Source organism: Ruegeria sp. AG7, assembly GCF_056541545.1.
The window spans coordinates 378,171-393,320 of sequence record NZ_JBQFYP010000001.1 but is presented as its reverse complement, the minus strand read 5'-3'; the positions used below and the strand labels follow the sequence as shown (position 1 = coordinate 393,320).

18 protein-coding genes are annotated in these 15,150 nt (G+C 57.8%); 10 read left to right on the top strand and 8 right to left on the bottom strand.

Annotated elements, in window-relative coordinates; all coding sequences use genetic code 11:
- Positions 1 to 222: 222 nt before the first annotated feature.
- The 3 genes from dgcN to ACR0BF_RS02060 all read left to right on the top strand — a co-directional run bounded on the left by dgcN (position 223) and on the right by ACR0BF_RS02060 (position 3,135).
- Positions 223 to 1,224 carry an N-acetyltransferase DgcN gene (dgcN, locus tag ACR0BF_RS02070; RefSeq protein WP_480473957.1) on the top strand — a complete coding sequence of 334 codons (1,002 nt, stop codon included), beginning with the start codon at positions 223 to 225 and terminating at the stop codon, positions 1,222 to 1,224.
- A 74-nt stretch (positions 1,225 to 1,298) separates the two neighbouring features.
- Positions 1,299 to 2,264 (top strand): N-acetyl-D-Glu racemase DgcA, encoded by a 966-nt coding sequence (gene dgcA / locus ACR0BF_RS02065; protein WP_480494738.1) that lies wholly within the window; start codon positions 1,299 to 1,301, stop codon positions 2,262 to 2,264.
- 10 nt (positions 2,265 to 2,274) lie between these two features.
- On the top strand, positions 2,275 to 3,135 hold the full coding sequence (locus tag ACR0BF_RS02060) for a D-amino-acid transaminase (protein WP_480473955.1): 861 nt from the start codon (positions 2,275 to 2,277) through the stop codon (positions 3,133 to 3,135).
- 43 nt (positions 3,136 to 3,178) lie between these two features.
- Here the strand turns inward: ACR0BF_RS02060 and ACR0BF_RS02055 are convergent, their stop codons facing one another.
- From ACR0BF_RS02055 to ACR0BF_RS02045, 3 genes are all read right to left on the bottom strand, one after another.
- Positions 3,179 to 3,493: a DUF1244 domain-containing protein gene (locus ACR0BF_RS02055; protein ID WP_480624171.1), complete on the bottom strand. Its 315-nt coding sequence runs from the start codon at positions 3,491 to 3,493 to the stop codon at positions 3,179 to 3,181.
- Between the two features lie 88 nt (positions 3,494 to 3,581).
- Positions 3,582 to 3,821, bottom strand: a complete 240-nt coding sequence (locus ACR0BF_RS02050; protein ID WP_267365128.1) for a DUF6868 family protein — start codon at positions 3,819 to 3,821, stop codon at positions 3,582 to 3,584.
- Between the two features lie 86 nt (positions 3,822 to 3,907).
- The gene (locus tag ACR0BF_RS02045; RefSeq protein ID WP_480624170.1) at positions 3,908 to 4,645 is read right to left on the bottom strand and encodes an N-formylglutamate amidohydrolase; all 738 of its coding nucleotides are present in this window, start codon (positions 4,643 to 4,645) and stop codon (positions 3,908 to 3,910) included.
- Positions 4,646 to 4,788: 143 nt separating this feature from the next.
- Between ACR0BF_RS02045 and pyk the strand changes: the two genes are divergently transcribed.
- The gene (pyk, locus tag ACR0BF_RS02040; protein WP_480623530.1) at positions 4,789 to 6,234 is read left to right on the top strand and encodes a pyruvate kinase; all 1,446 of its coding nucleotides are present in this window, start codon (positions 4,789 to 4,791) and stop codon (positions 6,232 to 6,234) included.
- Between the two features lie 32 nt (positions 6,235 to 6,266).
- Here the strand turns inward: pyk and ACR0BF_RS02035 are convergent, their stop codons facing one another.
- A complete protein-coding gene (locus tag ACR0BF_RS02035; RefSeq protein ID WP_480624234.1) occupies positions 6,267 to 6,701 on the bottom strand; it encodes an Lrp/AsnC ligand binding domain-containing protein in 435 nt (144 codons plus the stop codon).
- A gap of 208 nt (positions 6,702 to 6,909) precedes the next feature.
- On the opposite strand from ACR0BF_RS02035, the gene ACR0BF_RS02030 reads away from it, so the two are divergent.
- The 5 genes from ACR0BF_RS02030 to ACR0BF_RS02010 all read left to right on the top strand — a co-directional run bounded on the left by ACR0BF_RS02030 (position 6,910) and on the right by ACR0BF_RS02010 (position 10,553).
- Positions 6,910 to 7,347: a universal stress protein gene (locus ACR0BF_RS02030; RefSeq protein WP_480473950.1), complete on the top strand. Its 438-nt coding sequence runs from the start codon at positions 6,910 to 6,912 to the stop codon at positions 7,345 to 7,347.
- 13 nt (positions 7,348 to 7,360) lie between these two features.
- Positions 7,361 to 8,911 (top strand): alanine/glycine:cation symporter family protein, encoded by a 1,551-nt coding sequence (locus tag ACR0BF_RS02025; protein WP_480559601.1) that lies wholly within the window; start codon positions 7,361 to 7,363, stop codon positions 8,909 to 8,911.
- A gap of 183 nt (positions 8,912 to 9,094) precedes the next feature.
- The gene (rpmI, locus tag ACR0BF_RS02020; protein WP_010443552.1) at positions 9,095 to 9,295 is read left to right on the top strand and encodes a 50S ribosomal protein L35; all 201 of its coding nucleotides are present in this window, start codon (positions 9,095 to 9,097) and stop codon (positions 9,293 to 9,295) included.
- Between the two features lie 15 nt (positions 9,296 to 9,310).
- Positions 9,311 to 9,676 carry a 50S ribosomal protein L20 gene (rplT, locus tag ACR0BF_RS02015; protein WP_039523695.1) on the top strand — a complete coding sequence of 122 codons (366 nt, stop codon included), beginning with the start codon at positions 9,311 to 9,313 and terminating at the stop codon, positions 9,674 to 9,676.
- A gap of 286 nt (positions 9,677 to 9,962) precedes the next feature.
- Positions 9,963 to 10,553, top strand: coding sequence for a hypothetical protein (locus ACR0BF_RS02010; protein WP_480605878.1), 591 nt, complete (start codon positions 9,963 to 9,965; stop codon positions 10,551 to 10,553).
- A gap of 89 nt (positions 10,554 to 10,642) precedes the next feature.
- On the opposite strand, the gene ACR0BF_RS02005 is transcribed toward ACR0BF_RS02010, so the two are convergent.
- Entirely contained in the window at positions 10,643 to 12,034 is a 1,392-nt protein-coding gene (locus tag ACR0BF_RS02005) for an aminotransferase family protein (RefSeq protein WP_209506068.1), read from the bottom strand.
- A gap of 221 nt (positions 12,035 to 12,255) precedes the next feature.
- Here ACR0BF_RS02005 and ACR0BF_RS02000 point away from each other — a divergent pair, with 221 nt between their 5' ends.
- Entirely contained in the window at positions 12,256 to 13,884 is a 1,629-nt protein-coding gene (locus ACR0BF_RS02000) for an acyl-CoA synthetase (protein ID WP_480624169.1), read from the top strand.
- On the opposite strand, the gene ACR0BF_RS01995 is transcribed toward ACR0BF_RS02000, so the two are convergent.
- The 3 genes from ACR0BF_RS01995 to ACR0BF_RS01985 form a co-directional block, all read right to left on the bottom strand.
- Positions 13,881 to 14,216: a DOPA 4,5-dioxygenase family protein gene (locus tag ACR0BF_RS01995; protein WP_480624168.1), complete on the bottom strand. Its 336-nt coding sequence runs from the start codon at positions 14,214 to 14,216 to the stop codon at positions 13,881 to 13,883. The two genes, ACR0BF_RS02000 and ACR0BF_RS01995, sit on opposite strands and share 4 nt — an antisense overlap.
- A gap of 86 nt (positions 14,217 to 14,302) precedes the next feature.
- Positions 14,303 to 14,941, bottom strand: coding sequence for a maleylacetoacetate isomerase (gene maiA / locus ACR0BF_RS01990; RefSeq protein ID WP_480624167.1), 639 nt, complete (start codon positions 14,939 to 14,941; stop codon positions 14,303 to 14,305).
- Positions 14,942 to 14,952: 11 nt separating this feature from the next.
- On the bottom strand, positions 14,953 to 15,150 hold the full coding sequence (locus tag ACR0BF_RS01985) for a DUF2783 domain-containing protein (RefSeq protein ID WP_480624166.1): 198 nt from the start codon (positions 15,148 to 15,150) through the stop codon (positions 14,953 to 14,955).

Genomic DNA, 15,150 nt, shown 5'->3' with positions numbered 1-15,150 from the left:
GAGCGATTGTGCACATGCGGCAATGCGGTTGCAGAAAGCAGCTTCAAAACTGCCCGAGTGGGGTGATTAAAGTTTAATCACTTTGAAAACTTCGAAGATTTTTGCGCACATCGAGAACACTGCGCAAGAAACTCGCGCATAGGCCGTGGTTGACGGGCCAAAACGCGAAGCGCTCGTTTTATCGCTTCTCTAGCCTGCCCCGGAATCAAAGGAGTGACCGCAATGATCGAGACACCGTACCTGCTGTTCCTGGGCGATGCGCCCGACCAATTGGCGGCCAAAGTGGCTGTTGGGATCAAGGACTGGCGTCCGGAAAACGCCGTGGGCCAGTATCGAATGGACGGCTGCAAGGCCGATCTGGGCTTGGCTGACATGACCCTGACCGAAGCGAAGGAAGCCGGTGCCAAGACACTGGTGATCGGTGTGGCAAACCGCGGCGGTGTGATCAGCCAGGACTGGAAAAAGGTTCTGGTCATGGCGCTTGAGGAAGGGTTCGACCTGGCCTCGGGGTTGCATAACCTGCTGCGGGATGAGCCGGACCTGGTAGCGGTTGCCGAAGCAACAGGACGGAAACTGCACGACGTGCGGGTGCCTGAAATCAATTATCCGATTGCCAACGGGATCAAGCGCAAGGGCAAGCGGTGTCTGGCCGTCGGAACAGACTGTTCGGTTGGCAAGATGTACACCGCGCTGGCGATGGACGCCGAGATGCGTGAGCGCGGGATGAAATCGACCTTCCGCGCGACCGGCCAAACCGGCATCCTGATCACCGGTGACGGTGTGCCGCTGGATGCAGTCATTGCTGACTTCATGGCGGGTTCGGTCGAATGGCTGACACCGGACAATGACGATGATCACTGGGACCTGATCGAAGGGCAGGGGTCATTGTTCCACGTATCCTATTCCGGCGTGACCATGGCACTGATCCATGGCGGCCAGCCGGACGCCCTGATCCTGAGCCATGAACCGACCCGTGCGCATATGCGCGGCTTGCCAACCTATCAACTGCCAACATTGGAAGCCCTGCGCGACACCGCGCTGGCGCTGGCCAAGGTGGCAAACCCGGATTGTCAGGTTGTTGGCGTTTCGGTCAACACCCAACACATGTCCGAGGCAGACGCGACCGCCTATCTGGCCAAGATCGAAGAGGATATGGGCTTGCCTGCGACCGACCCGTTCCGTTTTGGTTCGGGCAAGCTGGTGGACGCGCTGGCCGCAATATGATCTGAACAACGCGCCGGTGGCGGACTGTTCCGCCTCCGGCGTGAGTATTTGGGAAAAGATGAAGGAGCGGGTGCGTGCAGATTGAGGTTTCTCGCGATGTGTTCCGGCTGGCGCAGGTCTTCACCATCTCGCGCGGGTCGCGGACCGAAGCAAAGGTGCTGACGGTTCGGGTTTCGGACGGAAGCCATCACGGCTGGGGCGAATGCGTTCCTTACGCGCGTTATGACGAAACGCTCGAGTCTGTTGAGGCTGAGATTGCCGGTCTGCCCGCGGATGTCACCCGCCAGACGCTGACGGATCTGCTGCCCGCAGGCGCCGCGCGGAACGCCGTGGATTGTGCCCTGTGGGATCTGGAGTGCAAACGTGTTGGCAAGCGCGCCTGGGACCTGGCGGGTCTGCCCAAGCCCGGCCCCGAGATCACCGCTTATACATTGTCGCTGGACACCCCCGAGGCAATGCAGGCGCAGGCCGCCGGGAACGCGCATCGCCCGCTTCTGAAGATCAAGCTGGGCACGCCCGATGATATGCCCCGGCTTGAGGCGGTGCGCGCCGGTGCTCCGAATTCCAAGATCATTGTGGATGCAAACGAAGGCTGGTCGGCCGAGGTTTACGCCGACCTCGCCCCGCATCTGGTGCGGCTGGGCGTGGCATTGGTGGAACAGCCTTTGCCCGCAGGAGATGACGATGCATTGATCGGGATGAAGCGCCCGGTGCCAGTCTGCGCTGACGAATCCTGCCATGACCGTGCCAGCCTGCCCAAGTTGAAGGGTAAATATGATGTCATCAACATCAAGCTCGACAAGACCGGGGGCCTGACCGAGGCGCTGGAGTTGCGCAAGGCAGCGATTGCCGAAGGTTATGACATTATGGTGGGATGCATGGTCGGCAGCTCGCTTGCCATGGCACCTGCGACATTGCTGGCACAGGGTGCGATGGTAACGGACCTTGACGGTCCGCTTCTGTTGGCCGAAGACCGCGACACCCCGCTGGATTTTGACGACGCCGGAGTGCACCCGCCTGCGGCCGCACTTTGGGGTTGAGGAGACGAATATGACCCGTACCGTTTACGTAAATGGCGAATACCTGCCGGAGACCGAGGCCAAGGTTTCCATATTTGACCGTGGCTTCCTGTTTGCGGACGCGGTTTACGAAGTCACCAGTGTGCTGGACGGCAAGCTGATCGACTTCGAAGGTCACTCTGTCCGTCTGAAGCGCTCGCTGGACGAGCTGGAGATGGCGGAGCCCTGCACCAAGGACGAACTGCTGGAGATCCACCGCAAGCTGATTGAGCTGAACGGCATCGAGGAAGGTCTGGTCTATTTGCAGGTCTCGCGCGGCAGCGATGGCGACCGGGATTTCGTGTTTCCGTCGGCAGATACCAAGCCCAGCCTCGTTTTGTTCACGCAGAACAAGCCCGGGCTGGCTGACAGCCCGGCGGCCAGGAAAGGCGCCAAGATCATCTCGATCGAAGACATCCGTTGGGGCCGGCGCGACATCAAAACGGTGCAATTGCTCTACCCGTCGATGGGCAAGATGATGGCCAAGAAGGCAGGTTGCGACGACGCATGGCTGGTCGAGGACGGCTTTGTGACCGAGGGCACCAGCAACAACGCCTATTTCGTCAAAAACGGCAAGATTGTCACTCGCCCGCTATCCAACGACATTCTGCACGGCATCACCCGAAAGGCCGTGTTGCGCATGGCGGCTGAGGCGCAGATGGAAATCGAAGAACGTCTGTTCACCATCGACGAAGCCAAAGAGGCTGATGAAGCATTCACCACCTCGGCCAGCGCCTTTGTGATGCCTGTGGTTGAAATCGACGGAGTTGCGCTGGGTGACGGTACGCCGGGACCGATTGCAAAACGCCTGCGCGAGATTTATCTGGACGAAAGCCGCAAGGCGGCGATCTAAAGAAAAAGGCCCGCCAATCTGGCGGGCCTTTTTCGTATTGGGCCTAGCCCTTTTTTGTTACATTCTCTTCAAACGCGACCTTGAAGGCGGCCTGTTTTTCAGTGCTGGCCTCGGTTTGATAATTGGCTTTCCATTCATCCATGGTCATGCCGTAGAAAAGTTCACGGGCCTCTTCCTTGCCCATCTCGATCCCCTTTTCATTGGCCGCTTCCTGATACCAGCGCGACAGGCAGTTGCGGCAGAACCCGGCCAGATTCATCATGTCGATGTTCTGCACGTCGGTGCGGTCTTCCATCAGGTGCTTTTGCAGCCGACGAAATGCGGCAGCCTGAAGTTCGATTTCGGTTTGCATGTCCATCTTGTGGCTCCGGAAGGCAGTGTGTGTTTCTTCTGACGTAACAATCCTGCCGTGTCGTTACAACAACGGTGCTTGTGGTCAGTGCTACCTACATCAGTTTCAAGGCCAGCCAGGGCACGATGCAAAAGATCAGTGTCAGGATCTTGTAGTTGGCAAGGTATCTGAAATAGGCACGTTTCACGTCGGCGCGATCCATCTGAAACATCCTGCCGTGAATGCCAGCGATCCAGTCCTGCAAAAGCAGAATCATGACGGTGGTGAACAGCAATACCGCGATATTAAGCGCGGCCATCCAACCAAAAAACGTTGTCAGAAACTCATGTGTCATGACGATCCCCTTTCCTGCATTATATGGGGATCAGAGGCGTTGCTCACAATGGCGTGAGGGGCGGAATGCCCCAGCAAACCTTGCGGTCAAAGGTCGCTGGCGTCCAGCGCATCTTGCAGGATTACCGCCAGCCGCTCGGCCCAATGCCGTTGACCGGCATGGTCGGCGATCAGATCATTGCGCAGCTCGATCAATGCATTGGGGCGGCTAGAAGCGGTGCAGTGCTTGTCAATCGCGTCACCTGGCAAAACGCCGGTATAGGGTTCATTGACACCAACGCACAGGTCATCTTCCTGTTGCAGCCGATTGATCAAAGGGCGCGAAAACCGCTCGTCCGGGGTGTGCAATACGCCAATGTGCCATGGTCGGGGGTCACGTCCACGCAACTGGCGCGTGAAGGAATGCATCGACACAATTACCGCATTTGGCAGTGCCGCCATCTCGGCCAACGCTGTGTGGTAGGGGCGATAACACATGTCCAGGCGGCGTTCGCGCTCGGCGGCATCGGCATGGCGGTTGCCGGGAATGATCGACCCGTCATACAGTTTCATCAACAGCGTGGGGTCATCTTCCCCTCGGTTCGGGTCGATTACAAGGCGCGAGAAATTGGCGGCGATCACCGGCGCGTTCAGAATCTCGCCCAGATGTTTTGATACCTCATACGCGCCGACATCATAGGCGATATGGCGCTCCATATCCTCGCGCGGCAGGCCAAGGTCTCCGTCATTGACCTCGGGGGGAACGATGTTGGTTGCGTGGTCGCATGTGATCAGCCATCGGGACGGGCGATCCGCGCCGTGAACAAAAAACGGGGTGTAAGTCATAAGCCTGTCATCTAGTTTGTCGCAGGTGTAGGGCAGTTGCTTTAAAAAGGGAATTGCGCAATAAGCGCCACAGCAGTGTTTGCGGTAACATTTTGCAAAAGCTGATCTGCGCAATCTGAACCGGCATGAGGAGGTCAAGACCAATGCGACGCCTGAGAAATGTAAAAATCGTGGCGACGCTGGGACCGGCGTCCAGTGACTATGACACCATTCGCGCCCTGCACGAGGCCGGGGCGGATGTGTTCCGTCTGAACATGAGCCACGGCAGCCATGATGAGATACGTGAACGCCACAGGATCATTCGGCGGGTTGAAAAGGATCTGGACAGCCCAATTGCCATTCTGGCCGATCTTCAGGGCCCCAAGCTGCGGGTTGGTGTTTTTGCAAATGATACGGAGGAGCTGGAAGAGGGCGCGGCGTTCCGTCTGGACCTTGATTCAGCCCCCGGTGACATCACCCGCGTGTGCCTGCCGCATCCCGAGATTTTTGCAGCCCTTGAACCGGGCGCGCGCCTTCTGGTCAATGACGGCAAGATCCGTCTGATCGTTCAGGATTGCGGCCAAGACTTTGCCAATTGCACGGTCGAAGTGGGCGGTACGATTTCGAATCGCAAGGGCGTGAACGTCCCGGATGTGGTGCTGCCGCTGGCGGCCTTGTCGGCGAAGGACCGTGATGATCTGGAGTTTGTGTGCCAACTGGGTGTCGATTGGCTGGCGTTGAGCTTTGTTCAGCGTGCGAAAGATGTGTTCGAGGCCCGCGCGCTGGCTGATGGACGCGCCGCGATCCTGTCGAAGATCGAAAAGCCCGCCGCGGTCGAGGCGTTCGACGACATCCTCGATGCCTCGGACGGGATCATGGTGGCGCGGGGCGATCTGGGCGTGGAACTGCCGGTATCCGCGGTGCCGCCCATTCAAAAAAGGCTGGTCCGCAAGTGCCGTAGTGCCGCCAAGCCGGTCATTGTCGCCACCCAGATGCTGGAAAGCATGATCGAAAGCCCGATGCCCACCCGTGCCGAAGTGTCGGATGTGGCCACCGCGATCTATGAGGGCACGGACGCCATTATGCTCAGCGCGGAATCGGCGGCAGGTGCTTATCCGGTTGAGGCCGTGCAGACCATGAATGAGGTCGCCATCGAGGTCGAGGCCGACCCGACCTATTCCCAGATCATCGCCGCGTCCCGCACGGCAAAAGGAAGCACTGTGGCCGATGCCATCGTCGCGGCCGCCCGAGAGATTGCTGAAAAGACCGATATCAAAGCCATCTGCTGCTTTACGCAAAGCGGAACGACCGCCTCATTGACAGCCCGCGAACGTCCCGGTGTTCCGATCATCGCGATGACATCGTTGATGGGGACCGCGCGCAGGCTTTGCCTGAGCTGGGGGTGCAACTGTGTCATGACACCCGAACTTCAGCGGTTCAAAAGCGCCGTGGTCAACGCGGCCCGCGCGGCGCGGGCAGGGGGGTTTGCAACCGAAACCGACCAGATCGTGGTTACGGCCGGTGTCCCCTTCAACGTTCCTGGCACCACCAACATTTTGCGGGTGGCCCCTTGTGATGAACGGCTGATCTACAGCACGGATCCGGAATAACCGCACTCCGAAACTCGGGCCCGAGTGTCATGTCAGTCAACCGGCTCTTTTACAATCTCCATAACTGTAAAAGAGCTGGTCTGATGTATCCCCGGCAGCTTGTTGATCTTCTCGCCCAGAACCAGCCGGAAATGTGCAATATCGCGCGTTCGAACGGTCAAGAGATAATCAAACGATCCCGCCACCATCAGGCAGCTTTCGATTTCCGACACATTCCGAACAGCCTCATTGAATTTCACAAGGGATTGTTCCGCAGTTGCGACCAGGGATACCTGCACCACGGTCAGCAGCGCCAGCCCCATCCTTTCCTTGTCGACGACGGCTCTGTACCCTTTGATATAACCATTCTTCTCAAGTCGTTTTACACGCTCGGAACAGGGCGTATTGGTAAGGTTTACGCGCGCCGCCAACTCAACTATCGAGAGCCGGCCATTGGCCTCCAGCTCGTACAGGATGCGTTGATCGATATTGTCTAAATCTCTGCTAATCAGTAAAATTCCCTGTATTTTTGGCGCAATTCGATAAATTACACTGAAAATGGCCCAAAAAAATCTCCAATTCCTAGTGAAATTTCCTAATACTTACCAAAGGGCGGTCTTGTTGAAAAGTTCCAAGTTCCGGCCGCCCTGCCGGGGGCGTGGGCCCCGGCCTTAACAACAAAAACGGAGGAACGAAATGACAACAAAGATTGTCATAGGACTCGACGGGACTGAAACCGGCGAGCGTGCGATTGCCTTTGCCAAGGATTTGGCAAAGCTGATCGGAACGTGCGATTTGCTGGTCGCTTATGTGATCGAATGGTCACCTTACACATTCCAGACACCTGAAGAAAACGCCCAGCGCCACAAGCGCCGCGAAGAAGAGGTTGATCTGGCGTTATCGCGTGTCGTGACACCAGCCGTAGAGGCCCTCAGGGCAGCGGGTTTCGAGGCGCAAGGCATTGTGCGCCATGGCGATGTGGCGGAAACGCTGAACGCCATCACTGTCGAAAACGGAGGCTCGCAAATCGTCGTGGGCCGGGCATCTGCGGACGGGATCAAGAAACGCCTGTTCGGCAGTTCGACGCAATATCTGGTGATGCATGCCGACGTTCCGGTTACGGTCGTGAACTGAGGGGAGGGCTAAAATGAGAACGCTAAAAACACTTGGCGCCGTAACGGCCGCCACCATTGCCGCCAGCCCTGCCCTTGCGCAAGAGGCGCCGGGACTGGACGAAAAAATCAATCAGGCCTTTGCAAACCTGACCGGGCCGTTTGTCAGCTTCATATTTGCACCGCTGCCCGGAACCAGCTTTCCGTGGATCGTTATGTGGCTGGTCATCGCTGCATCGGTTTTCACGCTGTATTTCGCGCTTGTGCAGTTGCGGTTTTTTGGTCACGCGATCAGCCTTGTCAAAGGTGACTATTCCGATCCCAACGACGCGGGCGAGGTCAGCCACTTTCAGGCATTGGCCACGGCGCTGTCCGGCACTGTGGGCCTGGGGAACATCGCGGGCGTGGCCGTTGCCATTGGCATCGGTGGGCCAGGCGCAACCTTCTGGATGATCCTTGCGGGTCTTCTGGGCATGGCATCGAAGTTCACCGAATGTACGCTGGGCGTGAAATACCGCAATGAATACGAAGACGGCACCGTTTCAGGTGGCCCGATGTATTACATGTCCAAGGGCTTCGACGAGCTGGGTCTGCCCGGTGGTAAGATCCTGGCGGTGCTGTTCTCGATCTTCTGTATTCTGGGCGCGTTGGGCGGCGGGAACATGTTCCAGGCTAACCAGGCGCATCAGCAGATCGCCGGTATCGTTGGCGACTATCCGGGCTGGATTACCGGTATTGTTTTTGCCGCGGTCGTGTTCATGGTCATTGTTGGCGGTCTGAAATCCATCGCTCGGGTGACTGAAAAGGTCGTGCCGTTCATGGGTGTGCTGTATGTCGCCACCGCACTGGTCATCATCGCGATGAATGCGGACATGATCGGCTGGGCCTTTGGTCAGATCTTTGCCGGTGCCTTCACGGGGCTGGGCGTAGCAGGGGGCATGGTCGGCGCGCTGATCCAGGGCTTCAAGCGCGCGGCATTCTCGAACGAGGCGGGCGTTGGCTCGGCGGCGATTGCGCACTCGGCGGTTCGGACCAAGGAACCGATCACCGAGGGTTTTGTATCGCTGCTTGAACCGTTCATCGATACCGTCGTGATCTGTACCATGACGGCACTGGTGATCATCATCACGCAACAGCTGATCATCGACCCTCAAACCGGCAACTACATGCTGAACGAGGCGGGTTCCGCCATCGCAACAGTGGATGGCAATTCCGGCGTCAGCCTGACCTCTGCCGCCTTTGCCAGCGCGTTCAGCTGGTTCCCGTACATCCTTGCGATCGCGGTGATCCTGTTTGCCTTCTCGACAATGATCAGCTGGTCCTACTATGGCCTGAAGGCCTGGACCTACCTGTTCGGAGAAGGTCACACAAAAGAGCTGATCTTCAAGATCATTTTCTGCGTCTTCGTGGTGATCGGCGCTGCAGCCAACCTCGGTCCGGTTATCGACTTCTCGGATGCGGCGATCTTTGCGATGGCGGTTGTGAACGTCTTTGCCCTCTACTTCCTGATGAAAGTGGTGCGGCAGGAACTGGCGTCCTACTCCGCAAGGCTGAAGAGCGGTGAAATCCGCAAATTTGAACACTAAGTCCAATCACCGGGGCGGCTTGTGTCGCCCCGGTGCCTGACCAGCCTGCAAAAAGCATAGATTCTGGTCCAAACCCCCTTGCCAGTATGACCGAACTTGCGTAAACGGCGCTTCTGATCGCGTGACCGGCCGAGATGGCATGCCGAGTCGCGTCTGAAACCGAACCCGGAAAAGGAGACGGAAATGCCTAAGATGAAGACCAAATCAAGCGCCAAGAAGCGCTTCAAGGTGACTGCGACCGGTAAGGTCCTTGCTGGCCAGGCCGGCAAACGGCACGGCATGATCAAGCGGACCAAGAAATTCATCCGCGATGCCCGTGGCAACACCACCCTGTCCGCCCCCGACGCAAAGATCGTCAAGGGCTACATGCCCTACGACCGCTAAGAGGAGATGTAAGAGATGTCCCGCGTTAAAGGTGGAACCGTAACTCACGCCCGTCACAAGAAGATCATCAAGGCCGCAAAAGGCTATTATGGTCGTCGCAAGAGCAACTTCAAAGTCGCAACTCAGGCCGTCGACAAGGCCAACCAGTACGCGACCCGTGACCGCAAGAACCGCAAGCGCAACTTCCGCGCGCTGTGGATCCAGCGGATCAACGCTGCTGTGCGCAGCCATGACGAGGCTCTGACATATTCCCGCTTCATCAACGGTCTCAACCTGGCCGGTATCGAAGTGGACCGCAAAGTTCTGGCCGACCTGGCCGTGCACGAACCGGAAGCGTTCGGCGCGATCGTCGCCAAAGCTCAGGCTGCTCTGGCTGCCTGAACCTCTGAAAAGAGACAGTGAAAGAAAGGCCGTCCCCTTGGGGCGGTCTTTTTCTTTGGCAGAAACCCGTGGATTTCCGCATCAACCAAGTATGGTATTCCATTCTGGATAATGCACGTAATTGCTGTAATTATATAATCAACTTCTCTTTTGGATTGAATGAAATTACCAGAATGCCTTTTGCCTAAAATTAATACAAGCTCTTATTGTTCTGACTGCCACGTTAGTCGGTTACTCTAATGAAGCGCGGTCGCAGGACGCTATCACAGAGCCCGATACTCCGGACGTGTTGGTTGAAACCTTTGACGGAGAAGACCAGACGCTCATGCTGGGCGGGCAGATTGACTTTCAGTCGGTCAAGTCGCCGTGGGCGTTTTATGTGGCCGATGGCAAGCTTGTGATGGAAAATAGGCAGGATACCCGCAGTCTTCAGTTCAACGATGTGGCATGGGTAAATTTTCCAGGATCGGACTCGTTGGAGAGTACGCAAGACATGGTGATATCTGCCGTTGTGGGCGGAGAGTTTTCCGGAAAAAGCGGGGTTGGCATTCTGGTTGGCAGCGGGAAAGCGGGAAAATATGTGGTATTTGCCGTGGACGGCAAGGGGCGCTTCCACGTTCTGCAAAAAGACGGACGTCAGTTGCGCGTCGTGCATGCGGGCACTCATGACGCGATTTTGCTCGAGTCTCCGAACAAGTTGTCCTTTAAGGTGCGAGGCGCGCATGTTGTCTTCTATGTCAACGGAACAAAGGTCATTCAAACGCTGTTTTCAAAACGAACGTCCTCGGGCGCGGACGGTCGCGCGGGAATTGGCCTCGCAGCATTCGGAACCGGCAGGTTTGAATTTGACGAAGTCGAAATCAAGAGGGTGAACTGAGACTGGACTTCTGCGCTTGAATGAACCGGCGCAGAGCGCGCCGGTTCAGAGAATTGGAGTTTCTAAGATCAGCGGTTAGTCGGCTTGGATCATCCAAAAACACGCCCCAGCGCGCCGTCAACCGCGTCGGTGATCTGGTCGATGTCATCGGCCGTAGCAATCAGCGCAGGCGAGAAGCACAGCGTGTTGTTGCGACCGGGGATCGAGCGGTTGGTCACGCCGATGATCACGCCCTGTGCCATACAGTCGGCAGTAACGGCCTGCGCCAGTTTCTCGTCCACCGGCTCTTTGGTGCCGCGATCCACAACCAGTTCGGCCCCCAGGAACAGGCCCTTGCCGCGCACATCGCCGATGACCTTGTGCTTGTCCATCAGCGCCAGAAGGTTGTTCGTCATGCGCGCGCCCATGTCCGTGCAGTTCTGCAACAGGTTTTCATCCTGAATGATGCGCATGTTCTCGATGGCCGCTGCCGGACCAGCGGTGCACCCACCAAAGGTCGAGATATCGCGGAAATAGTTCATTGGGTCCGCGGCATCGTCTTTGAACAAGTCAAAGACTTCCTCGGTGGTGACCATGCAGGCAATCGCGGCATAGCCCGATGCAACGCCCTTGGCCATGGTCACGAAATCGGGCTTGATACCGTATTGCTGGTACCCGAACCACGTGCCGGTGCGGCCCACGCCACAGACAACCTCGTCGATATGCAGCAGCACGTCGTATTTCTTGCAGATCTCCTGCACGCGCTGCCAGTAACCCTCGGGCGCTTCGATCACACCGCCGCCTGCTGTCACAGGCTCAAGGCACAGGGCACCTACTGTATCGGGGCCTTCGCGCAGAATGACGGCTTCAATCTGATCTGCGGCCCATTCGCCAAAATTCTCTTCGGGTGCGCCGTCTAGCTCGTGTTTGCGATATTCCATGCAATGCGGCACGCGCACGAAATCAGGGGCGAAGGGGCCGTATTGCGCTGTGCGCTCGTCCTGACCGCCTGCCGACATGGTCGCCAGCGTCGAGCCGTGATAGTCCCGGTCGCGGTACAGGATCTTGGTTTTCTTGCCGCCGTATTTCTTGTGCGCGATCTGGCGCACCATCTTGAACGCCTTCTCGTTCGCCTCGGAACCTGAGTTGGTGTAATAGACGCGGCTCATGCCCGGCATCTTGTCGATCAGTTGCTCGGCAAACAGCGCACCCGGGATCGAACCGGCCGAATTGGCGAAATAGCACAGCTTCATCAGCTGGTCGTAAACCGCCTTGCAGATCGATTCGCGGCCATAGCCGACGTTGACGGTCCAGACGCCGCCGGAAACCGCATCCAGATGCTCTTTGCCTTTCTGGTCCCAGACACGCATGCCCTTGCCCTCGACAATGATGCGTGGGTCATTGGTTTCAAAGGGTTTATGCTGGATCAGATGGTGCCAGATATGGGCGCGGTCGGCCTCGACCACGCGGGAAAGATCGTTTTCGTTGAACGTGCCGTCCATGACATGTCCTTTCAGTGAGGAAGCGGTGCACGGGATATGGAAATGCCTCATCCCGGCATGTGTTTAAGATGCTTCAGATCACCGCGAAAGCCCGGATGTAGATAGGGCCAGATCGTATCATCCCGTATCGCCAGTCAGTTTTGCCGCCGTATTTCTACGGGTTTGTCAGAACGCGAACTTTGTGCTCAATTCGCCCAAACTGCGTTTCGGGAGGACAGCGGATGGCAGCGACACATATCTACGAGCGTCATTTGGACAAATGCCGGGCAAATTACACACCCCTGTCGCCCCTTACGTTCATTGAACGGACGGCGCAAGTCTACCCGGATTATCCATCCGTGGTTTATGGGGATCGCCGGTATTCCTGGGCTGAAACCTATGCCCGTTGCCGGCGTCTGGCGAGTGCGTTGACAGCGCGTGGGATTGGACGGGGCGATACCGTTTCGATAATCGCGGCCAACATCCCGGAAATGTACGAGGCGCATTTTGGCGTGCCCATGACGGGCGCTGTTCTGAACGCAATCAACACGCGGCTGGATGCGCCGATTGTCGCATTCATCCTGAACCATGCCGAAGCCAAGGCGCTGCTGGTCGACCCCGAGTTTTCGGATGTGGTGAAAGATGCGCTGCAACAGGTCGATCATGACATTCTGGTCATCGATATCGAAGACCCCACCTTCGACGGCGGTGAAAAGCTGGGCCGCCTGACCTATGAAGACCTGCTGGCCGAAGGTGACCCCGCGTTTGACTGGTCACTGCCAGCGGACGAATGGGACGCGATCACACTGAATTATACCTCGGGCACCACGGGCAACCCCAAGGGCGTGGTTTACCACCATCGCGGCGCGACCCTGAATGCGCAGTCCGATTTGCTGGACTGGGATATGCCCAAGCATTCGGTCTATTTGTGGACCCTGCCGATGTTCCACTGCAACGGCTGGTGCTTCCCGTGGGCCATGGCAGCCAATGCAGGTGTTTCCGTTTGCTTGCGCGCGGTGCGGGCCGAACCGATCTATGCTGCTTTCCGGGACGAGAAAGTGACCCACTTCTGCGGTGCGCCGATCGTTTTGAATATGCTGGCCCACGCTCCGGATGAGTTGAAGGACTTTGACCACCAGATCAAGGTGATGACGGCAGGTGCCCCGCCGCCTGCGGCCGTGATCGAAGCGATGGAGGCGATGGGTGTCGAGGTCACGCATGTCTATGGCCTGACCGAAACCTATGGGCCTTCGGTTGTCTGCGCATGGAAAGACGAATGGAACAGCAAAGGGCCTGAAGACCGCGCGGCCTTCAAGGTGCGGCAAGGGGTGCGCTATACAGCGTTGTCCGGACTGATGGTGGCCGACCCGGAAACGCTGGAACCGGTTCCGGCTGATGGCGAAACCATGGGTGAGATATTCATGCAGGGCAACGTGGTGATGAAAGGATACCTCAAGAATCCCGACGCTACCGACAAGGCCTTTCACGGTGGCTGGTTCGCGTCCGGTGATCTGGGCGTCATGCACCCCGATGGCTATATCGCGCTCAAGGACCGTTCAAAGGACATCATCATCTCGGGCGGCGAGAATATCTCATCTGTCGAGGTCGAAGGTATCCTCTACAAGCATCCGGCGGTGATGGAGGCTGCAGTGGTGGCCCGTCCCGATGAGAAATGGGGCGAAACGCCCTGCGCCTTTGTCGAGTTGAAACCCGGCGCAGCCGCAACCGAGGCAGAGCTTATCGCCTTCTGTCGCGACCGGATGGCCCATTTCAAGGCACCCAAAACGGTTGTGTTCCGCACCCTGCCCAAGACATCAACCGGCAAGGTGCAGAAATTCGTTCTGCGGGATCAGGCACGGGCGCTGGGTTAAAGGTTGTCGAAGATCGACAGGTCCAACGCCAGCATCTCACCCATCCAGATCGCGCGTTCGCGGTGATCCTCCAGATGTTCACCGGTTTCCGGGTGCGTGAAGACCGTCAGGCCCTGCCGGTTCAGCATCAGCCATGGGATGACTTGGTCGAATGCGCTGGCAGCAAAGCCCAGCTGGCAGCTCCAGCGCGAATGGGGGCCGACGTTTCGGGCGTGCATCCGGCCCATTTGAACAGGGAACAGGCGGGCCGCCTCTTCACAGACCTGTCGCGCGGTGTCCTGCGTGTCGGCGTCGAAATAGACATGGGCGTGATAGCCGGTGATCTCGGGCATAGGAACCTCGTCTGCTTTGTTGGCTCAAAGCTAAGGCCTAAAAGGAAAAAAACCTAGCTGCGCATGCACACAGGGTCTGTGCAATGTTAACCCTGCGCATGTGCGTCGGGATGTGCCGCGACAAAGGCCGGGTGATTGGCGCAGGCCTCTTCAACCCGCAGCAGGCGGGGCATATCCGACAGATCAACCTGCCACCGGCGCGCGTTATAGATCTGCGGGATCAGGCAGAGGTCGGCGAGACCGGGCTTTGACCCAACACAGTAGGGGGCCTGTTCGAAATCCCCCAGCATGGTTTCAAACGCCTGCAACCCGGGTTTGATGAAATGCCGCATCCAGTCGCCGGGCATGTCGGGGGCATTATGGCTTAGGGTCGTGGCATAGCGCGCAACCGACAGGTTGCAGACTGGGTGGATGTCGACCGCAATCGCATAAGCCAGTGCCTGAACACGCGCACGTTCCGCCGGATCATCAGGCAGAAGGCTCAACTGCCGGGTCCGGTCCAGATAGTCGAGGATGGCCAGCGATTGCGTCAACCGCAGCCCGTCAATATCCAGAACCGGCACAAAGCCCTGCGGGTTTCGGGCGATATGTTCATCGCTCTTTTGTGCGCCGCCGACCAGATCGACAACAACCGGGCGATACGCGATCCCGGCCAGATTCAGTGCTATCCGCACCCGGTAACTGGCCGAGGACCGCCAATAGTCATAAAGGACGACGTCGCTCACGTCCGGGCCTGTCAATTGTCAGTCAAAGCGGCAGCGCGAAGGGCGTCCGTCAGCACTGCACTGTCACCGATGTGGTTGGCCAGCACCAGCACCAGCCGCGCATTCAGCGCGTCGCTGTCGGCTTTTTCCAGGCCCTCATGTGCGGCCAGAAGTTCGGCATAGAAGTCATCGGCGTCTTTGATGTTCGGGGTTAGGATCAGGTCTAACAT